General features: G+C 46.8%; 22 protein-coding genes. 19 read left to right on the plus strand and 3 right to left on the minus strand.

The features are described from left to right. Positions 1–11: 11 nt before the first annotated feature. From ABEW32_RS16300 to lipB, 4 genes are all read left to right on the plus strand, one after another. Positions 12–1,040, plus strand: coding sequence for a thiamine pyrophosphate-dependent dehydrogenase E1 component subunit alpha (locus ABEW32_RS16300; protein ID WP_013371751.1), 1,029 nt, complete (start codon positions 12–14; stop codon positions 1,038–1,040). 2 nt (positions 1,041–1,042) lie between these two features. Then, positions 1,043–2,029: an alpha-ketoacid dehydrogenase subunit beta gene (locus ABEW32_RS16305; RefSeq protein WP_013310796.1), complete on the plus strand. Its 987-nt coding sequence runs from the start codon at positions 1,043–1,045 to the stop codon at positions 2,027–2,029. Between the two features lie 90 nt (positions 2,030–2,119). After that, a complete protein-coding gene (locus ABEW32_RS16310) occupies positions 2,120–3,508 on the plus strand; it encodes a dihydrolipoamide acetyltransferase family protein (RefSeq protein ID WP_430189324.1) in 1,389 nt (462 codons plus the stop codon). A 45-nt stretch (positions 3,509–3,553) separates the two neighbouring features. Next, complete coding sequence (lipB, locus tag ABEW32_RS16315) at positions 3,554–4,252, plus strand: lipoyl(octanoyl) transferase LipB (RefSeq protein WP_430189327.1); 699 nt, start codon at positions 3,554–3,556, stop codon at positions 4,250–4,252. 117 nt (positions 4,253–4,369) lie between these two features. On the opposite strand, the gene prli42 is transcribed toward lipB, so the two are convergent. Next, positions 4,370–4,474: a stressosome-associated protein Prli42 gene (prli42, locus tag ABEW32_RS16320; RefSeq protein WP_016822268.1), complete on the minus strand. Its 105-nt coding sequence runs from the start codon at positions 4,472–4,474 to the stop codon at positions 4,370–4,372. A gap of 85 nt (positions 4,475–4,559) precedes the next feature. On the opposite strand from prli42, the gene ABEW32_RS16325 reads away from it, so the two are divergent. Next, positions 4,560–5,693, plus strand: coding sequence for a tripeptidase T (locus ABEW32_RS16325; protein ID WP_430189330.1), 1,134 nt, complete (start codon positions 4,560–4,562; stop codon positions 5,691–5,693). A gap of 70 nt (positions 5,694–5,763) precedes the next feature. Here ABEW32_RS16325 and mciZ read toward each other — a convergent pair whose 3' ends face one another. Beyond that, complete coding sequence (gene mciZ, locus ABEW32_RS16330; protein ID WP_430189333.1) at positions 5,764–5,907, minus strand: Z-ring formation inhibitor MciZ; 144 nt, start codon at positions 5,905–5,907, stop codon at positions 5,764–5,766. A 135-nt stretch (positions 5,908–6,042) separates the two neighbouring features. Between mciZ and ABEW32_RS16335 the strand changes: the two genes are divergently transcribed. From ABEW32_RS16335 to ABEW32_RS16365, 7 genes are all read left to right on the plus strand, one after another. Continuing rightward, complete coding sequence (locus ABEW32_RS16335; RefSeq protein ID WP_430189337.1) at positions 6,043–6,654, plus strand: NUDIX domain-containing protein; 612 nt, start codon at positions 6,043–6,045, stop codon at positions 6,652–6,654. A gap of 4 nt (positions 6,655–6,658) precedes the next feature. After that, complete coding sequence (locus tag ABEW32_RS16340) at positions 6,659–7,855, plus strand: endonuclease Q family protein (protein WP_430189340.1); 1,197 nt, start codon at positions 6,659–6,661, stop codon at positions 7,853–7,855. A 204-nt stretch (positions 7,856–8,059) separates the two neighbouring features. Next, the gene (gene spoIIM / locus ABEW32_RS16345) at positions 8,060–8,713 is read left to right on the plus strand and encodes a stage II sporulation protein M (protein ID WP_430189343.1); all 654 of its coding nucleotides are present in this window, start codon (positions 8,060–8,062) and stop codon (positions 8,711–8,713) included. Positions 8,714–8,814: 101 nt separating this feature from the next. After that, positions 8,815–9,312 carry a ferric iron uptake transcriptional regulator gene (gene fur, locus ABEW32_RS16350; RefSeq protein WP_430189345.1) on the plus strand — a complete coding sequence of 166 codons (498 nt, stop codon included), beginning with the start codon at positions 8,815–8,817 and terminating at the stop codon, positions 9,310–9,312. Between the two features lie 165 nt (positions 9,313–9,477). Continuing rightward, positions 9,478–9,720: a YqzK family protein gene (locus tag ABEW32_RS16355; protein ID WP_430189347.1), complete on the plus strand. Its 243-nt coding sequence runs from the start codon at positions 9,478–9,480 to the stop codon at positions 9,718–9,720. 104 nt (positions 9,721–9,824) lie between these two features. After that, positions 9,825–10,763 (plus strand): site-specific tyrosine recombinase XerD, encoded by a 939-nt coding sequence (xerD, locus tag ABEW32_RS16360; protein WP_430189350.1) that lies wholly within the window; start codon positions 9,825–9,827, stop codon positions 10,761–10,763. A 78-nt stretch (positions 10,764–10,841) separates the two neighbouring features. Beyond that, a complete protein-coding gene (locus ABEW32_RS16365) occupies positions 10,842–11,666 on the plus strand; it encodes a purine-nucleoside phosphorylase (RefSeq protein ID WP_430189353.1) in 825 nt (274 codons plus the stop codon). A 90-nt stretch (positions 11,667–11,756) separates the two neighbouring features. On the opposite strand, the gene ABEW32_RS16370 is transcribed toward ABEW32_RS16365, so the two are convergent. Further along, positions 11,757–13,001: an O-antigen ligase family protein gene (locus ABEW32_RS16370; protein ID WP_430189356.1), complete on the minus strand. Its 1,245-nt coding sequence runs from the start codon at positions 12,999–13,001 to the stop codon at positions 11,757–11,759. Between the two features lie 195 nt (positions 13,002–13,196). Between ABEW32_RS16370 and ABEW32_RS16375 the strand changes: the two genes are divergently transcribed. From ABEW32_RS16375 to ABEW32_RS16405, 7 genes are all read left to right on the plus strand, one after another. Continuing rightward, entirely contained in the window at positions 13,197–14,840 is a 1,644-nt protein-coding gene (locus ABEW32_RS16375) for a glycosyl hydrolase family 28-related protein (protein WP_430189359.1), read from the plus strand. Positions 14,841–15,054: 214 nt separating this feature from the next. Continuing rightward, positions 15,055–16,248 carry a D-alanyl-D-alanine carboxypeptidase family protein gene (locus ABEW32_RS16380; RefSeq protein WP_430189361.1) on the plus strand — a complete coding sequence of 398 codons (1,194 nt, stop codon included), beginning with the start codon at positions 15,055–15,057 and terminating at the stop codon, positions 16,246–16,248. A 96-nt stretch (positions 16,249–16,344) separates the two neighbouring features. Further along, positions 16,345–16,698, plus strand: coding sequence for an anti-sigma F factor antagonist (gene spoIIAA, locus ABEW32_RS16385; RefSeq protein ID WP_430189363.1), 354 nt, complete (start codon positions 16,345–16,347; stop codon positions 16,696–16,698). Further along, positions 16,695–17,150 carry an anti-sigma F factor gene (spoIIAB, locus tag ABEW32_RS16390; RefSeq protein WP_013310781.1) on the plus strand — a complete coding sequence of 152 codons (456 nt, stop codon included), beginning with the start codon at positions 16,695–16,697 and terminating at the stop codon, positions 17,148–17,150. The genes spoIIAA and spoIIAB overlap by 4 nt, the downstream gene beginning before the upstream one ends. Before the next feature lie 11 nt (positions 17,151–17,161). Beyond that, positions 17,162–17,917: an RNA polymerase sporulation sigma factor SigF gene (gene sigF, locus ABEW32_RS16395; RefSeq protein ID WP_430189365.1), complete on the plus strand. Its 756-nt coding sequence runs from the start codon at positions 17,162–17,164 to the stop codon at positions 17,915–17,917. A gap of 178 nt (positions 17,918–18,095) precedes the next feature. Then, entirely contained in the window at positions 18,096–18,746 is a 651-nt protein-coding gene (locus tag ABEW32_RS16400) for a stage V sporulation protein AA (RefSeq protein WP_430189368.1), read from the plus strand. Continuing rightward, positions 18,743–19,165, plus strand: coding sequence for a stage V sporulation protein AB (locus ABEW32_RS16405; protein WP_430189370.1), 423 nt, complete (start codon positions 18,743–18,745; stop codon positions 19,163–19,165). The genes ABEW32_RS16400 and ABEW32_RS16405 overlap by 4 nt, the downstream gene beginning before the upstream one ends. The last annotated feature ends 10 nt before the right edge of the window (positions 19,166–19,175 follow it).

A 19,175-nucleotide genomic window follows, 5' to 3' on the forward strand; every position in this document is an offset into this window, starting at 1 on the left:
GAGGTGCCTCAATGAGTTCTAAAGGCGCTGTAGACGCTGGCTTCAGACATGAACAGCTGGGACTTACTCACGGACAAGTTATTGATATGTACAGATATATGTTGCTCGCAAGAAGATTTGACGAGCGCAATATGCTCCTGCAACGGGCAGGGAAAATTAATTTCCACGTTTCCGGCATTGGACAGGAAGCGGCACAAGTAGGTGCAGCTTTCGCCCTAGATCGGGAAAAGGACTATTTCCTTCCCTATTATCGGGATTACGGATTCGTGCTTGCAGTTGGCATGACGCCGCGCGAATTGATGCTGTCCGCCTTTGCCAAGGCAGATGACCCCAACAGCGGAGGTCGCCAGATGCCAGGGCATTTTGGTAGTAAACGGCTGCGTATTGTGACAGGCTCCAGCCCAGTGACGACGCAGGTGCCGCATGCAGTGGGCGTAGCGTTGGCTGCCAAGATGCAGAAGAAGGATTTTGTATCATTTGTTACATTTGGTGAGGGCTCCAGCAATCAGGGAGATTTCCATGAAGGCTGTAACTTTGCAGGAGTACAGAAGCTCCCAGTCATCATTATGTGCGAGAATAATCAATATGCGATATCGGTTCCAATCCACAAACAGTTGGCGGGTAAGGTAAGCGACCGTGCATTGGGTTATGGGTTCCCAGGGATTCGTGTCGATGGTAATGATGCGCTGGCCGTATACGCCGCTGTGAAGGAAGCGCGTGAACGTGCTGTACGCGGTGAAGGTCCTACGCTGATCGAAGCGATGATGTACCGTCTGTCTCCTCACTCTACCTCGGATAATGATCTGGCTTACCGGACCAAGGAGGAAGTGGATGAGAACTGGGCCAAGGACGGCGTAGCCCGTATGAAGAGCTATTTGATCGAATGCGGCATTTGGGATGAGGCCAAAGATGCGGATCTGTCGGCAGAGCTGCTGCTTGAAGTCAAGGAAGCGATTGAATATGCAGATAATGCGCCTTTTCCAAAGCCCGAAGATACGCTACTGCATGTGTATGCTGATAGCGATGGGGAGGGCCGGTAACGATGGCGATTATGGAATATATTGATGCGATACGTCTTGCTATGAAAGAAGAAATGGAGCAGGATGAAACGGTTTTTGTATTAGGTGAGGATGTCGGCGTGAAGGGCGGCGTCTTTACTACAACTAAGGGTCTTATGGACCAATTTGGTGAGCAGCGTGTCATGGATACGCCATTGGCAGAGTCGGCGATTGCAGGGGTTGCCATTGGTGCGGCGATGTACGGGATGAAGCCGATTGCCGAAATGCAATATTCGGATTTCATGCTGCCAGCGACGAATCAGATTATTAGTGAAGCGGCTAAAATCCGTTACCGGTCTAACAACGATTGGAATTGTCCTGTGGTGATCCGCGCACCTATCGGTGGCGGTATTTTCGGTGGTTTGTATCACTCTCAGTGTCCGGAATCTATCTTTTTTGGTACACCAGGTCTAAAGATTGTTGCTCCATTTACACCTTATGACGCCAAAGGATTGCTGAAAGCAGCCATTCGTGACCCTGATCCAGTGCTGTTTTTTGAAAATAAAAAATCCTACAAGCTGATTAAGGGCGAAGTGCCCGAGGATGATTATATCGTTCCGATCGGCAAGGCTAATCTATTACGTGAGGGTGACGATATTACGGTCATCGGATATAGTCAGCCGTTGCATTTTGTCATGCAGGCCGCTGAGGAATTGGAGAAGGAAGAGGGCATAACCGCACATGTTGTGGATTTGCGCACACTCCAGCCATTGGATCGTGAAGCTATTATTGAAGCTGCTCGACATACAGGCAAGGTATTAATTGTTCATGAGGACAACAAAACGGGCGGAATCGGTGCCGAGGTATCGGCCATTATCAATGAAGAGTGTTTGTTTGAGCTGGATGCACCGATTGAGCGCCTGTGCGCACCTGATGTGCCAGCTATGCCGATCAGTCCACCGATGGAGAAGTTTTATATGTTAAACAAGGATAAAGTGAAGGAAGCCATGCGCCGTCTCGCCATGTATTAATATGGAGCAGAATTCAGGCGAAAGCATTCCAAAAGTGTAGCAGGGCAGCGATAAAACGCGCCCTTCTATGATGTTAAGGAGTTGAAAAAAATGTCAGACCAAACACAATGGAACGACGTGACTATGCCGCAATTAGCTGAATCGCTTGTATCAGCGACAATTGCCAAATGGTTGAAGCAACCTGGTGATTCGGTAGAGCAATTCGAGCCAATTTGCGAGGTTATTACAGATAAAGTGAACGCAGAAATCCCATCCACATTGGATGGCATTATGGGTGACCTGTTGGCTGAGGAAGGCCAGACGGTAGCAGTAGGAGAATTGATTTGCCGGATTCAGACGAAGTCCGCTGCACCAGCGGCATCACCAGCGACAACTTCTGCACCAGCATCCCCAAGCAACGCACAAGCACAATCCCAACAGGGAACGACTTCGGATCAGTCCATGCGAGGACGTTTTTCTCCAGCAGTTCAAACCCTCGCTGCTGAGCACAATGTGGACCTAAGCAGAGTGCCAGGCACAGGCATGGGGGGGAGAATTACCCGTAAAGACGTGCTGAATTTTGTGCAGCAGGGCGGCTCCACTCCAACTGGAGTGACTGACCAAACGACTGGGACGACCCAAGGGCAAGGATCTCCTTTTGCAGGAATACAGCAGTCTGCCGCTCAGCATAGTGCGCCTGTTCAAAATATGGACCCTACAATTCCGGTGCGCAACAGCGGCATTCATTTAACGGAAGCACCGAAAGTTCCTATGATCGAAGTTGAAGGTAATAACAATAACAGATCGGAATATTTTATTGATGTTACACCTATTCGCAGTGCAATCGCCCGTAATATGCGGCAAAGTGTTTCGGAGATTCCTCATGCCTGGACGACGATTGAAGTGGATGTGACCAACCTGGTGATGCTCCGCAACAAGATCAAAAACGAGTTCAAGCAAAAAGAAGGCATTAACATTACGTACCTTGCTTTTCTCATGAAAGCAGTCGTGAATGCAATCAAGGAATATCCGATCATGAATTCGGTGTGGGCAGTGGATAAAATTATCATCAAAAGAGACATCAATATTTCATTGGCCGTAGGTACGGAGGATTCTGTTCTTACTCCTGTTATTAAGAAAGCCGACCAGAAAAATATTGCTGGCTTAGCTCGTGAAATTGACGATTTGGCACGTAAAACTCGCGAAGGTACACTCAAACTGGATGACATGCAAGGCGGAACATTCACTGTAAACAATACCGGTTCCTTTGGTTCAATCTTATCTTATCCGGTGATTAACTATCCGCAGGCTGCCATTCTTACATTTGAATCCATTGTCAAACGACCAGTCGTTATTGATGATATGATTGCCGTGCGCTCGATGGCAAATTTGTGTCTGTCGCTGGATCATCGCATTTTAGACGGAGTAATTTGCGGACGATTCCTGCAACGGGTTAAAGAAAATCTGGAAGGCTACACCTTGGATACGAAGCTGTACTAATCATCCGAACAGTTAGGTAAATGGACGGAGAGGAAGTGACAGGCCGTGAACAGACGACCGCTTGATGTAACCTATATGAATAGGATGGAATATGGCCATGCCTGGGAGGTCCAGAAGGAGATTGTGGGAAAGCTGGATGCGGGAGAAGCGAGAGAAACACTTATGCTTCTCCAGCATCCGCCCACCTACACCATTGGTTCCCAGCGGCATCCTGAGCATTTGCTCCTTACACCAGAGCAGCTGAAAGAGCAGGGCATCAGTGTCTTTCAGATTGATCGCGGGGGAGACATTACATACCATGGACCCGGGCAACTTGTTGGATATCCCCTGCTTGTGCTTGGCAACCGAGAGGCTTTAAATCTGCACGGATACCTTCGAAATCTGGAAGAAGTAATCATTCAGTTGCTAGCATCTTATGGGATTGAAGGGAGCCGTAAGCCTGAATATACGGGGGTATGGATCGGGAATCTTAAAATTGCGGCCATTGGTGTCAAATTTAACAAATGTAAGCACCGTCGGGGCTTCGTAACCAGCCATGGCTTTGCCTTTAACATCAAGTCAGGAATACAACATGAAGGCTTTGAAGGCATTGTTCCGTGTGGAATTCAGGAATACGGTGTGACCTCATTAGAGGACTGTACACAGCAGTCTTTTTCGGTGGAGCAAATTGCGAAGGAAATTGTACCGTACTTTGAACAGCAATTTTCATTTGCTGCGCAATGGCAAACGCACTCCTTCCAATAAAGGTCAGGCGGGCTATTGTGTGATTGACACGGGAGCCCGCCTGTTTGCTTGTGCAGCAGCTTGTCCACACTAGCTTTAACGGATCATGGAGCAGTCCAAACTTGTGCGGTGTAGTTATTATAGTGGCATAATAAACGGTTCAATCACCATGAACAGCGTAGAGCCAATCATAGCTGCAAGCATAACGTAGACGAAAAAACGAACCCATTTTTTGTTAGACATGTGTAACTCCTTTAGGATAGGTTTAAGTCATAGATAAGAACATCTATCCGTATTGTAGCGTAATCGGGAAAGAGAGGAAAGTTTAATGACAGTAAAAATAGTAAAAGACCGAATCGTACAGGAATTTATGGAACTCGTACAGGTGGATAGTGAAACAAAGTATGAGCAGGAAATATCACGTGTTCTGAAAGAGAAGTTTAATGCACTTGGACTGGAAGTCGTAGAAGACGATTCTCGCGAAAGAACGGGACATGGTTCAGGCAATTTGATTGTCACCTGGAAGGCGGAAGGTGTGGAGCAGGCACCCAAAATATTTTTTACCTGTCACATGGATACCGTGACTCCGGGCAAAGGCATTAAGCCACAGTTGGGTGAGGATGGCTGGATTCGCAGTGATGGTTCAACAATTTTGGGGTCGGATGACAAGGCTGGGATTGCTGCTTTGTTCGAGGCGATTCGTGTTGTGCGCGAGCAGAACATCCCCCATGGTCAGATTCAGTTCGTGATCACGGCTGGTGAGGAATCGGGTTTAATGGGTGCACGGGCGATGAAGCCGGAAGTGCTGGATTCTGACTTCGGATATGCTTTGGATTCGAATGGAGAAGTCGGTTCTATTTGTATAGCTGCTCCCACGCAGGCACGTATTGAAATGAGAATTACTGGAAAGTCCGCTCATGCAGGAGTCAATCCTGAAGATGGCATTAGTGCCATTCAAGTCGCTTCTAAAGCAATTTCTAAAATGAAATTGGGGCGGATTGATAAGGAGACGACCGCTAACATCGGCAGTTTTGAAGGCGGCGGCGCGACAAATGTGGTGTGCGATTTTGTACTGGTCCGTGCGGAGGCTCGCAGTATTATACAGGAAAAGGTTAATCATCAAATCCAACATATGCGTGAAGCGCTCGAGACCACTACGCGTGAATTTGGTGCTCAGGGAGAGTTCCGCAGTGAGGTCATCTATCCGGCATTCAGCTTTACGGAGCATGATGAAGTTGTACAGGTTGCACAGCGTGCCATTCAAGGACTAGGACTAGCAACATCAACTTTTCATTCCGGTGGTGGCTCAGATGCTAATGTGTTCAACGGGCTTGGAATACCAACGGTGAATTTGGCTGTAGGCTACCAGAACATCCACACAACAGAGGAAAAGATCAAGGCCGATGATCTAGTGAAGGTTGCTGAAGTAGTCGTAGCCCTGATTCAAGAAACTACAAAATAAAACTTTCTTTCTTACATTTGCGATATACCGAAAAAGGGTTCAGGTTAAAGATAGGAACGGTGTTCCTCCTTTAAGCCTGAACCTTTTTTGGAACAGCTAACGAAGCAATAGTCGTTGTTGGTCCATATTCCTTTTGCCATTGGCGCAGAAGAGCTTGAATCTGCCAAGCTTTGCCGACGATATGGAGGGCGGTTTCAGTACGATAGCTTTTCATGTTCTGAAATCTCCTTATTACTAAAAGTTTGGTATTCTACCCCAAGCATATGTTCGAAGTGGACAAGTTAGACTAATGTTGGACATAATTATTAATGAAAAGAAAAGATAGAGGACGAAGGAGGAAACATGCCTGATGAATAACCAAACGAACAAGCAAGGGAACAATACAACAAATAATGTACTTCGCAAGCCGTATTCCAATCCTGCGCTGGAGGAAAAGACAGTGTCCACACAGCCTATCTTTGAAGGAAAGGTCATTACGGTACAGGTAGACACGGTAGAGCTTCCCGACGGTTCCACTGGGAAACGTGAAATTGTAAAGCATCCAGGTGCAGTGGCAGTCTTGGCTCTGCATGAGGGGAAAATGCTGGTGGTGGACCAGTACAGACAAGCTATGGGGCGCTGTGAGGTTGAAATCCCTGCAGGCAAGCTGGAGCGTGGTGAAGACCCCATGGAAGCAGCGGGTCGTGAACTGAGAGAAGAGACAGGCTATACAGCCAAATCATTGAAGCTGCTGCATTCTTTTTATACATCTCCTGGCTTTGCGGATGAAATCATACATCTGTATGTGGCAGAAGAACTGGAGCGAGGTGAGATGGCACCGGATGAGGATGAATTTCTGGAGCTATTTGAGGTGACGCTGGAAGAAGCACACACGCTTATTCATGAAGGACGCATTAGTGATGCCAAAACGATTCTGGCCGTCTATGCATGGCAGCTCAGCCAACAAACTGGGAGCTTCTAAGCGGATGGATACAAACATAATGGAACTTAACAACTACTTTGCAGACCTGCATATTCATATCGGCAGAACGGAGAAAGGTGCTCCGATCAAAATTAGCGGTAGTCGTGACCTAACGTTTGCCAACATAGCCAAGGAGGCTTCTGGTCGTAAAGGGATTGGACTCATCGGTATTATTGACTGCCATGCACCTAATGTGCAAGAAGACATTCGCAGCCATTTGCATACAGGTGAAATGGAAGAAATCAGCGGGGGCGGCATCGCATATAGGGATACAGTTATTCTGCTTGGTACGGAGCTGGAGATACGGGCTGAAGGTCGTCCCGAGGCACACGTACTGGCCTATTTTCCTGATCTGGCGGCAATGGAGGATTTTACCCAATGGCTGGCCCGGCATATGAAAAATGTCAATCTCAGCTCGCAACGGATCTATGCGCCGCCACGGGAGCTACAGCAGCAAATTTACGGGCGTGGAGGCATTATGGTGCCTGCGCACGTATTCACTCCGCATAAGGGCATTTACGGCAGTTCTGCAGCCCGTATGGAGGAACTGCTGGATATGGAGCTTATTAGCGGGGTGGAACTGGGGCTGAGCGCAGATTCATCTATGGCTAGTTTGATTTCAGAGCTGGATCGTTTTAGCTTTCTTACGAACTCAGACGCCCATTCACTCGGAAAAATTGGACGAGAATATAACAAATTATCACTGGCACAGCCGAGTTTTGATGAATTCAGGATGGCTTTGGAGCGGTGTGAAGGACGACGAGTGAGTGCCAACTACGGTTTGAATCCCAGACTTGGGAAATATCATCGCTCTTACTGTCAAAGCTGCGGTACGATTATTGACGAGCAGCAGATGGCGGACGAACGTTGCCCTAACTGTGGCCATACGAAGCTGGTGCGGGGGGTGCTCGATCGAATCTGGAGCATTGCTGACCGTGAAGAGCCCGTAATTCCCGCTCATCGTCCTCCATACATTTACCAGATTCCGCTGGAATTTATTCCAGGCTTGGGTAAAGCGAAGCTGAACCAGCTGTTAGCAGCATTCGGAACAGAAATGAATATTTTACATGAGGTTGCGGAGGAGGAGCTGTCCACTGTCGTCGGTAAAGTGCTAGCGGAGCAGATTGTGCTTTCACGTGAAGGACGCTTGGCGCTTGTATCCGGTGGTGGTGGAACATACGGAAAAATAGCGAAATCCTAGTAAAATACCCTAGTAATGTCTTGTCTCTGTAAAAAGGCATATCAGCGTCTGCTTGTTCATAACCTTAAAATATCTCTGCCGTTGGCTTGGCGCATCATTCGTGATGTTTGATTTGCAGCGAAAGCTGCCCCATTTCTAAGCCATCAGCCGTCGGACTACGGTTGTTTTTTGGACAAACAAGCAGATGAAAGGGGCAGGACACTGATGCAATGGTTTCGTCATACGTTAAAGGATCAGACGCCGTATTATGTTTTCTTAGCTGTGCTGTTTCTGGTGGGAGTTGTCTTTGGCGCATTAATGGTAAATGCACTCTCATTGGAACAGTTACAGGATTTGTCCCGTTACCTGAAGGATTTTTTTGTGACGGTCAATCAAAACAAACAGGGCTTTGCTGATTCGCAGGCGGCCTCGACCTTTTGGGACAGCGTCTCTCTACATCTTAAATGGGTGGGACTCATTTGGGTATGCGGACTTTCCGTCATTGGACTCCCGGGTATTCTTGTATTGAATTTTCTCAAGGGTGTGCTGATCGGATTTTCTGTAGGTTATATGGTAGGGCAATATTCGTGGAAGGGACTATTATTTTCGTTGGTTTCGGTTGCACCACATAACCTGCTCGTGATTCCGGTACTGCTCGTTTGTAGTGTGGCCGCAATGACCTTTTCCATTCATATGATCAAAACTAAAATACTCGCTAACCGGCCGTCAGATGGGATGTTGCGTCCGTTGCTGTCTTACGCAGGATTGACTGCTGTGATGATGGTGCTGCTCATTGGCAGTGCGTCTTTTGAAACATGGGTTACCCCGGTTATGATGCAATGGGTCACTCCCATGCTGACGGCTTCCGTAACATCTTGATCTCATTTCAAAATGTTTGACTTTATTTGTATACACCCCCTATAATAATAGGAGTGAAAAAAAGTGCAGTAGGCAGTAGCTTTGCAGGGGGAGGGAGACACATGGAAGCACGGATCGAAAAAATTAAGCAGCAGCTGCAATCCCAGGGCTACAAACTAACGCCTCAGCGGGAAGCCACCGTTAGAGTTTTACTTGAGAACGAAGATGATCATCTGAGTGCGGAAGATGTATTTATGCTCGTCAAAGAGAAAGCTCCCGAAATCGGTCTGGCAACCGTATACCGTACCCTAGAACTGCTAAGTGAACTGCATGTCGTGGAGAAAATTAATTTTGGCGATGGCGTTGCGCGTTACGATTTGCGCGGCGATACAACCAAACATCACCACCACCATTTGATATGTGTGCAGTGCGGCAGTGTAGATGAAATACTGGAAGATTGGCTTGGGCCGTTAGAGGAGCGTTTGGAACGGGAATATAATTTTACTGTGGTAGACCATCGTTTGGATTTCCACGGTATTTGTTATCGTTGTAAGGCGAAGAATGATACAACCGCTCAGAAACCCACGGGCAAAACCAAGAAAAACAAATCACAGGATTAATAAGCTGACTACCCAAGCTCTCACCGACGAAGACGCGTTCGGGAGAGCTTTTTTGGTTCATAATTTGCTCTATAGAACCAAGTGGTATAAAACGGAATAGCTTGTCATACCCTTTTCATAGAGAGCCCTAAATAGGGACTATATTTTGGGAGGCGGCTGATTCACATGGTACTATCTTTGCGGAGAGGACTAAAATGGCTGCGCTTGCTGATATTGTTTGGGGTGTTGGCATGTATGTTCTTTTATAGTCTCAAGCTGTTTACAGATTGGATAACACCTGTAGATCATTACCGAATACCAGAAGGACATGCAGTTAAGGTATTTGGCGAGCAAACAGTGAATGAAGGGTCTGAGCAACGAATCGGGTTATTGGAACGGTTACGTTTCTTTTATTGGTACGGTGAATAGTCTACGTAATTTCCATGATGAGATGATGATATGAAGGCGGCACACGAAGAAGCATACGCAACAACTGAATCGCTCTATGCAGGACAAGGAGACTTTTGGAACTCATGAAAATGTATATTCAACCTTTCGTTCAATTTATGGAAGAGGAGAAAGGGTTGTCACGCAGTACATTGGAAGCGTATCAGCGGGACATACAGCAGTTTGCCGAGTTCGCAGAAGGTTGTGGACTTGAACAGCCGGACAATGTACAGCGCTCACATTTGGTACTATATCTGGGGCGTCTGAAGGAACAAGGAAAAGCTGCGGCGACCATCTCACGTAGCGTCGCTTCAATTCGCTCCTTTTTCCATTTTCTTATTCGGGAGGGAATCACGAACCATGATCCATCCGTTCTGGTGGAACTACCCAAAGCCGCAAAAAAGAAACCCTCGGTATTAATGCAGGATGAGATAGAGCGATTACTGGCAGCGCCGGATGTGAGTGCCCCGCAAGGGGGACGAGATAAGGCTATGCTAGAGTTGCTGTATGCGACGGGAATCCGCGTATCAGAGCTGATTGCCCTCAATGTGCGTGATGTGCACATTGATTTGCGCTTTGTACACTGTGGCGGTGAGGCGGGCAAGGAGCGTGTTGTACCGATCAGTCGTGAAGCTTCACAGTGGACACAAGTCTACTTGGACGAGCAGCGTCCAGCGTTGCTGCGACCCAGGAAGGGTGAAGAGGCTCAGACAAAGCAGGAAGCCTTGTTCTTGAATGTATCGGGACAGCGTCTTAGTAGACAAGGGTTCTGGAAAATAATTAAGAAATACGCTCAGGAAGCAGGTATAAATAAGGATATCACGCCTCATACGCTGCGGCACTCCTTTGCGGTACATATGCTGGAGGGCGGAGCGGACTTGCGCTCTGTGCAGGAAATGCTGGGTCATGCTGATCTGTCAACAACACAGGTATATGCGCAGACAGCTAGACGGAACATGAAGGAAGTATATGAAATGCATCACCCGCACGGCGGCAACCGTACTTCTCATGAAAGCAAGAATTGAATGTAACGTCGCCTTGCTATCCTAGAAAATGTGATAATGACTATAACTTTACGATTGTACAAGTCAGGAGAGATATTTATGTCAACAGCCAACCAAGCTACAATTCAGGAAGCAGCAGATTATATCCGTGCCAAGAGTGGGATAAGCCCTGAGATTGGTCTTATTCTGGGATCGGGTCTCGGTATTCTGGCCGATTTGATTCAGGATGGAGTGAGTATTCCTTATCAGGATATTCCCCATTTTCCTGTATCAACGGTGGAGGGTCACGAGGGAGAATTACTATTAGGCACTATTGAAGGTCGCGCTGTCGTTATGATGAAGGGACGCTTTCATATGTATGAAGGCTATGGTCCGCAGCTGACGGCTTTCCCCGTTCGGGTGATGAAGCAGCTGGGAATTCAAAGCCTGCTGGTGACGAACGCGGCAGGTGGGGTAAATACTTCCTACAAAGCGGGGGACCTGATGGTCATCTCGGATCATCTGAATTTGACTGGACAAAATCCGCTAATTGGACCGAATGATGCTGCTCTGGGTGTTCGTTTTCCGGACATGTCAGAGGCGTACAGTCGCCGCTTACGTGAAATTGCCAAGCAAACGGCAAATCAACAAGGCTTCAGCCTGCAGGAAGGTGTATATGCCGGATTGCTGGGACCTAACTATGAAACACCTGCTGAAATCGTCATGCTGCGTACACTGGGGGCAGATGCAGTAGGGATGTCCACTGTGTCTGAAGTTATTGTAGCTCGTCATGCGGGGATTGAGGTATTGGGCTTCTCCTGTATCACCAACATGGCTGCTGGCATTCTGGATCAGCCTTTGTCCCATGGTGAAGTGATGGAGACGGCAGAGAAGGTTCGTGAACAATTTTTGAAATTGGTACTGGCGATTATTCCACAAATGTAGCTGTAGTATCAGTTTCCGTCGAAACGGTAGGAATATCCAAAGCACCCCATATCCGAGCGCCTTCTGTGGCGTGGGATACGGGGTGTTTTTTTACACATCGCAGTTGACTTGAGTATGATCGCCTAAGTGAAGAGAGCGTGTGCTCGATGCAGCTGTATTCACCTGTTCTGCTACACTCAGTCTATGACGCTCTTGCACCTTGATCACAATAACCATAAAAATAATCCAGTAAATGGCCAATGAATTCAGAAAACGGCTATCCGTTATATTGTTCAATACGATGAACAGGAAAAATACGACTGCCGTCAGCCATGTATACATATCTGTTTTGCCAATTTTGAATTTAATTAAGGTTGTTACGACGAGTATCACTGTTGCGAGTAATCCTACAAGCCCCACATCAATCCACAAATCCCGGAAGCCACTATGACTGCTTGTCAGATCAAAGCGAATGCCATTCGCATAGATGCTCGGTCGGGCGGCCCAGAAGGAGCCGTAGCCATGGCCGAACCAGTAGTGGCTCTGAATGGCACCTCCAATTCCCTGCCAGATTTCCGTTCTGCCAGTTAAGGTTGTTGTTTTTCCGAATTCTGATGCGATTGCATCTCCATAAGTAAAGATGAATGCCAAACCCAAAAGAACGAGTAAGCAAGAACAGCTAAGGAAGAAGCCGCGCAACGCGATGCTTCGAATTCTTTTGAATAGCAATATAAACAAAATAAATACGAAAAGTGAAGATGTCAGCACCAATGAGGTGGTAGACTGGCATTTGATGAGCAACAAGGCATTGAGTAAGATGAAGCCAATATGCCATGCCTTGTGTGTGCCCCTGAAAAAGTAAATGACATGTGAAACAAAGCTTAACAGTGAGAGGGTTCCGAGTGTATTTTTATGACCAGAGATTCCCTTCCACAGTCCAGTATGTTCAACACCGCCATGAATAGCAAAGGAAGGAACGAGTATAACGGCCAGTAGATTGAGTACGCTTAATATACTTAATGTAGCAACTAAGAGCCGTATGCAGCCCTGAGCTGTATAATGGGTGACCAGATAGAGCCCGAAGGTAGAAAAAGCAAGAAATTTGAGAACCATCAGCACGGAAGAGGTCTGCTCTTGTTCAGCCCACAAACAGGAGGCGGCGATGTACAGCATGAGTAAAGTAAGCAACGGGTTATCAGCCAGGATTGCAATTAATGACTTGAGTGAAGGCAGAAGCATGGTGTAGCTGAACAACAAGATAAGCAGAGAAATTGTGATAACTCTGGGAGACAAACCCTGACAGGCAAAGGGGATCGAGAAAGCCAGTAGACCGGCTACTGTGAGTATGTGTTTCACGGTTTCACCGCCTAGATACATTATGTATCTATAATATACAAAATGTATCTCCTTGTACAATCATAATAAAATATTTATATTTCTTGAGCCTAGAGCAAGCCCTATTGTGCATATACTCAGTTCAGCTAAGAGAATGAAGAATTCTTTGGCATTGTCTGAAGTATTTTTTATGCTTTTAAACATGGGGGTGTTTGGGTGGCCGATCATTTTACAGACCGTTTGAAGTTGAACTTGAGTGGTGCGGGCAAAGGTTTAACGCCTCAACAATTGAATGACAATTTCGAAGCCATTGAAAAAGAATTTATGGAGCGAAGTGTAAATGTAAGCTGGTTTGGGGCTGCTGGTGATGGTATTCAGGATGATACGGCAGCGTTGCAAGAATTAATTAACAAAACCCCCGATTACTCCATTCTTCACATCCCCAGTGGCCGATACAAAATAACATCTACCCTACAGATTCGCAAGCAGGGTGTGCGCATTTTTGGTATTCATAAGGGTAGATACCGACAGGGTAAGGGAGTTACGTCGATTGAATATTATGGCACGGGCCCTTGTTTTCAAATTGGAGACGAAAGCCTGCCATCGTTTAGTGGCTTTCAAAATGTGCAGTTCCATGACTTAGCAATCCGATACGAAGGGACTGATAGAGCCACCTTAAATAATCCGTTCTCGCAGTCTGTGAAGCGCGGGTATTATGGCAAGGGTACTGTGGGAATTCAGGATTGGAAAGGCGGCGGCGTTGTCCTGGATAACGTGCTGATTGAACATTTTGAAACAGCTTTTTGGGGCTATGAAAGTGATGTGAACTTATTAAAATGCACGGAAATAAATTACAACAAAATAGGGATTCACTTGCAGAATAGAAGTTCACAGTTTACAAGCATTGCGCTTTTTACGCTCGGGAACGATACAGCACTAGACCTGAATAGCTCTAACGGAGCGAGATTTATAGCTAGCCAGCACATTAAGGATGGAAGCCCGAGTGATATTCCCATTCTAATAGATGATTTTATGAATGCAGAATTTTTAGGCTGCTGGTTCGAGGGACTAAGCAGAGAACACAAGACGACAGTACCTTCTTTTATTCAAATTGGTGCTACCAAAGAAACCAAAAATGTCGCCCTGCGCGACTCTATTTTGGCGATAGCAGACAAATACGATGATACTCAATCTGTGTGCAATTATTTTGTGGATGTGGTGATTGGCAAAAAAGTTTTGGTGGACGAGGTAGGCGGATATCCCCGTAATCTAAAACAGCTTATTTGTTTCTCTGGCAGTTCCTCCACACAGCAGGTAACGCTTCGTTCACATCTGGATTTTAGCTATAGCAATAATCGTTATGACGAGAATAATGGGACAGGTCAGGCACTGTTGCTCGTCGAAAAATATTCGAATAACGGCATAGAGCATTTAAATGAAACCTTTGTCAAAGCCTACCTTGGGTCAAGGAAAAATATCCCTGCTGGTAGCTGGCAGAAAGTAAGGTTCGATCAAATCAACCAGGATGAGTTGACCGAATTCGACGCATCAAATAGTCGATGGCGAGCCAAGCGTGCTGGGAAATACAGAATACAAGTCTACATCTCGACTGATCCCCAAGTGGATGGCAATCGTACGCGACTGGCAATTCACCTGAACGATGAGCAACTCACTGGCAGTTCTGCCTATGCTTACCTCGATGACAGGGTCATAGGCGGACGGAACTATGGTGCATTGAGTGGAGCAATGGAACTTAGACTTGAGGCGAATTCTTTTATTGATATACGGGTGTTTAGTCAAAATGCAGTCGATATTTTACCAGGTGGAGGTATCACATATCTCACCGTTAGTCGAATCTAAACGATTTCTATAGATCATTATTTAGATGATAGATGTTTTATATATTGGGAAATAGCACCCTGCTGACTCAGCTTGGTGCTATTTGACGTTTTTATTCATATGGAATATTTTTCTTTCATTCTGACGACAATGGTTAGCAGCACGCGAATAGGCCGGAGAGGTAAGTAAATGGGCTCCGGTGCTTTACGCTAATATGTTGAGGAGGGAACCGATTGTGAAGAAAAAAGTGGTGGCGTTCATCCTGGCTTGTCTGGTGGCCTTGACTGCCGTCCCTGCCAGCGGTTGGGCCGAAGAAAGCAGACCTGAAAGCAAAACCAAAGAAGGATCAGCAGCTGAGCTGGCTCCCCAGGCTCTTTCGGCGATCTTGATGGATGCAGATACAGGCACAGTCATCTATGAAAAAAACAGTCGTGAAAAGCTTCCGCCAGCAAGCATCACCAAGGTTATGACGATGCTGCTGACCATGGAGGCCATTCATGAGGGCAAGCTCAAGCTGACCGATAAAGTGCGGGCCAGTGAGTATGCTTCTTCAATGGGAGGCTCGCAAATTTTCTTGGAGCCGGGAGAAGAAATGACGGTCGATGAGATGCTGAAGGGAATTGCGATGGCTTCTGGCAACGACGCTTCTGTAGCGATGGCGGAGAAAATTGCAGGGTCTGAACAAGCTTTTGTCGAGATGATGAACGCCAAGGTGCAGCAACTTGGACTCAAAGACACGCATTTTGCCAATTGCAACGGTTTACCTGTAAAAAACCACTATTCCTCTGCGCATGATATTGCGGTTATGAGCCGGGAACTGTTGAAATACCCGCAAATTACGAAATATACGGGAGCCTATCAGGACTATTTGCGCAAATCCTCGGCCAAGCCCTTTTGGCTGGTCAATACCAATAAGCTCGTTCGCTTCTATACCGGAGCAGACGGGCTCAAAACAGGCTATACATCAGAAGCAAAGTTCTGTCTTACCGCTACGGCAAAGCGTGAGGGCTTACGTGTTGTAGCTGTCGTGCTCGGTGAGCCGAACACGAAGATACGCAACAATGAAGTTTCTTCCATGTTCGACTACGCATTTTCTCAATACACAATGAAATCCATATATAAGGTAGGTGAAAAGCTGGGCAGTGTAAAAGTTGAAAAAGGTGCATTGCCAGAGCTGGAAATTCAGGCTGACCGTCCTTACAGTGTGCTGGTGAAAAAAGGCGGCAACAAACAAACGCTGCGTCACGAGCTGCAATTGACCCCAAGCCTTAAAGCTCCTGTCCGGGTGGGTGACCCCGTTGGTAAGCTGGTTGTGTATCAGGATGGACAACGTCTTAAGGAGTTTAATATCACTTCGCCTGTAGCGATCGAAAAGGCAGGTTGGTGGAAATTGTTTAAACGTACCATGTCGAACCTATTTTCTTTGTAGATTTTACGGGGTTTTCTTCTAGTTTTGTCGGAGGGCAGGAATCGTCTGCGACTACGTAGAAATCCTTGTCCAAGACCGGGAGGAGAGTGAGTAAGCATGAACCTGCAAATTGAAATGGAGCATCACCGGGGAGTACTTATTGTAAGGCTATCTGGTGAACTTGATCACCATACGTCGGATATGGTCCGTATGCAAATGGATGAGGCGATTCAGCGTCGGCAATGCGAGCATATCGTGCTCAGCCTGAAAAATCTTCAGTTTATGGATAGTTCCGGCCTTGGCGTTATATTGGGACGATACAAACTGATTAAGCAAAAGGGTGGGAAAATGGCAGTGTGTGATGTCAATCCGCCGGTTCATCGACTGCTGGATATGTCAGGCTTGTTTAAAATCATGCCCATATTTGACAACGAGGGAAATGCGCTCACGGAACTGGAGGTTGTGTCATGAGAGAAGGCACGGGGAACAATTTCATGAGCTTACAGTTTGCTGCCAAATCGGAAAATGAAGCCTTTGCCCGCGTGGCTGTGGCGGCCTTTATTTCCAGGCTTGATCCCACAATGGATGAGCTTAGCGATTTGAAGACCGTTGTGTCCGAAGCAGTAACAAACAGTATTATTCACGGCTATGACAGCGATCCGTCAGGTGTCGTAACGATTAAAGTTGGGATTGAAGCGGACGTGATCACGTTGGTCGTTGAGGATGCAGGGCGGGGCATTGAGGATTTGGAGCTGGCCAAGCAGCCCCTCTATACGTCCAAGCCTGAATTGGAACGATCCGGTATGGGCTTTACGATTATGGAAAATTTCATGGATGAGTTCGAAGCAGTCAGTGAGCCGGGCGGAGGCACGTCGGTCCGGATGAAGAAAAGGATTGAATCCAAGAAAGCTTTATATAATTAGGAGTTGATCCTATGGAAGCAGGAGGAAAAAAAACTTCGCACAACTATTTGGAGGATACAGAGGTCAAGCGGCTTATTGCCCTGAGCCAATCTGGTGATAATGATGCCCGTGAGACACTGGTCAATAGTAATATCCGGCTCGTCTGGTCTGTCGTGCAGCGCTTTATGAACCGGGGGTATGAACCTGACGATCTTTTTCAAATTGGTTGCATCGGATTGTTAAAATCGGTGGATAAATTCGATCTCAGCTACGAAGTCAAATTTTCAACATACGCCGTCCCCATGATTATCGGTGAGATTCAACGGTTTCTTCGAGATGACGGCACACTCAAGGTTAGCCGCTCCTTGAAGGAAACTGCCAATAAGGTCCGCAAAATGAAGGACGAGCTATCCAAACGGCTTAATCGCCTGCCTACCGTCAAGGAGGTTGCTGATGAGCTGGGCGTGACACCGGAGGATGTTGTTTTTGCGCAGGAGGCCAATAAGCCTCCTACCTCGATTCACGAAACGGTGTTTGAAAATGACGGGGACCCGATTACATTGATGGATCAGATTGCTGACGAATCGCAGGAAAGATGGTTCGACAAGCTGGCACTGAATGAGGCCATTGACGGACTATCTGAGCGGGAGCGGCTAATTGTGTATCTGCGTTATTACCGGGATCAGACCCAGTCAGAGGTTGCAAGTCGCCTTGGTATTTCACAAGTGCAGGTATCGCGCTTGGAAAAAAAGATTTTACAACTGATTCGCGATCAGATTGCTCAATAATGAAGGCAGAATTTTAGAGCGTGAAATCCTTGTGCATACGCACTCTAAAGGGTATTCCAAAGCCATTACAATGGCCAGGAGTACTCTTTTTTACGTGTGTCAAAAGACAATACACAGAATAGGTTTGCTGGCTTCGTTCCATACTAATCGGTAATTACGAGGATAAGGAGGGAATCGGATGACTCATAGTCCGGCTCCTACAGTAGCGCCTGTTGTCTACTTGCGGCTCCGTAGTCGTGTGCGCATGATCCAAGGTCAGGATTTACATTTGGGCGATGTAGCCCATCTGCTGGCGGATCCTGAATGGGAAAAGGATCTGCTTGAGCTTGTTCTCAAGCGGCCGCAGAAGCAGGACGGTAATCTGATACTGGTAGACATGCTACAGATCATATCAAAAATTAGAGACCATATTCCGGGAGTCGTAGTTGAATCTCTCGGGAAACCGCATGTCCTTGTAGAACTTGTGGAGAGACCCCGTAAGCCATCCAAAATACTGTTTGTGTTGGTATGGTTGCTTCTGTTTTTTGGCTCTGCGCTGACAATTATGAATTTTCATGCTGACGTTAGCATGATGGAGGTACAGGTTCGGATTGTGGAAATGATTACAGGACAAAAGGATGAGCATCCGTACTTGTTCCAAATAGCTTACTCGATCGGCATCGGCTTTGGCATGATCGTATTTTTTAATCACTTGTTCAAGAAAAAATGGAACGAGGAGCCGACGCCACTGGAGGTGGAAATGTATCTGTATCAGGAGAATGTGGATCAGTATGTTGTGGCAGAGGAATATGAAAAGATGGCTCTGCAGACAAAGGATAAGAAACCATGATATTTGTACAGGCTGCACTTCAGATTATTTTAGGTATTGCTGGAGGGCTGGCGGTAGGCAGCGGTGTGATTGCCTTTTTTATTGTGCTGGATATCATGCCGCGATTAGCGCAAATTACCCGATCGTACAAAAAATCACGTGCATACGAAAAGGCGATGATTTTAGGTTCAGTAGTGGGAACCGTGACCGATTTCTGGGATATTTTCTTGACGTTGCCGGGCATATTTACATGGATACCTGGGTTGTTTTGCGGCGTGTTTATTGGCTTGCTCGCTGCGGCTTTGACAGAGGTACTGAATCTCCTGCCCATACTGGCCAAGCGACTCCATATGAGCGTATACATGTTCGGCCTGTTAATGGCAATGGTGCTTGGCAAGGTGACAGGTTCCTTATTTGATTGGTTTGTATACAACCGATAATAACGAAAGT

The sequence above is a fragment of the Paenibacillus jamilae genome, assembly GCF_050482105.1.
Classification (GTDB): Bacteria; Bacillota; Bacilli; order Paenibacillales; family Paenibacillaceae; genus Paenibacillus; species Paenibacillus jamilae_B.

Excerpts from the sequence above, each read along its gene's own strand:
- spoIIAB (WP_013310781.1), top strand. The coding sequence starts at position 16,695 with ATGAGAGAAGGCACGGGGAACAATTTCATGAGCTTACAGTTTGCTGCC.
- xerD (WP_430189350.1), top strand. The coding sequence starts at position 9,825 with ATGAAAATGTATATTCAACCTTTCGTTCAATTTATGGAAGAGGAGAAA.
- ABEW32_RS16365 (WP_430189353.1), top strand. The coding sequence starts at position 10,842 with ATGTCAACAGCCAACCAAGCTACAATTCAGGAAGCAGCAGATTATATC.
- ABEW32_RS16300 (WP_013371751.1), top strand. The coding sequence starts at position 12 with ATGAGTTCTAAAGGCGCTGTAGACGCTGGCTTCAGACATGAACAGCTG.
- spoIIAA (WP_430189363.1), top strand. The coding sequence starts at position 16,345 with ATGAACCTGCAAATTGAAATGGAGCATCACCGGGGAGTACTTATTGTA.
- spoIIM (WP_430189343.1), top strand. The coding sequence starts at position 8,060 with ATGCAATGGTTTCGTCATACGTTAAAGGATCAGACGCCGTATTATGTT.
- prli42 (WP_016822268.1), bottom strand. The coding sequence starts at position 4,474 with ATGTCTAACAAAAAATGGGTTCGTTTTTTCGTCTACGTTATGCTTGCA.
- ABEW32_RS16355 (WP_430189347.1), top strand. The coding sequence starts at position 9,478 with ATGGTACTATCTTTGCGGAGAGGACTAAAATGGCTGCGCTTGCTGATA.
- sigF (WP_430189365.1), top strand. The coding sequence starts at position 17,162 with ATGGAAGCAGGAGGAAAAAAAACTTCGCACAACTATTTGGAGGATACA.
- fur (WP_430189345.1), top strand. The coding sequence starts at position 8,815 with ATGGAAGCACGGATCGAAAAAATTAAGCAGCAGCTGCAATCCCAGGGC.
- ABEW32_RS16400 (WP_430189368.1), top strand. The coding sequence starts at position 18,096 with ATGACTCATAGTCCGGCTCCTACAGTAGCGCCTGTTGTCTACTTGCGG.
- ABEW32_RS16310 (WP_430189324.1), top strand. The coding sequence starts at position 2,120 with ATGTCAGACCAAACACAATGGAACGACGTGACTATGCCGCAATTAGCT.
- mciZ (WP_430189333.1), bottom strand. The coding sequence starts at position 5,907 with ATGAAAAGCTATCGTACTGAAACCGCCCTCCATATCGTCGGCAAAGCT.
- ABEW32_RS16305 (WP_013310796.1), top strand. The coding sequence starts at position 1,043 with ATGGCGATTATGGAATATATTGATGCGATACGTCTTGCTATGAAAGAA.
- ABEW32_RS16325 (WP_430189330.1), top strand. The coding sequence starts at position 4,560 with ATGACAGTAAAAATAGTAAAAGACCGAATCGTACAGGAATTTATGGAA.
- ABEW32_RS16340 (WP_430189340.1), top strand. The coding sequence starts at position 6,659 with ATGGATACAAACATAATGGAACTTAACAACTACTTTGCAGACCTGCAT.
- ABEW32_RS16405 (WP_430189370.1), top strand. The coding sequence starts at position 18,743 with ATGATATTTGTACAGGCTGCACTTCAGATTATTTTAGGTATTGCTGGA.
- ABEW32_RS16335 (WP_430189337.1), top strand. The coding sequence starts at position 6,043 with ATGAATAACCAAACGAACAAGCAAGGGAACAATACAACAAATAATGTA.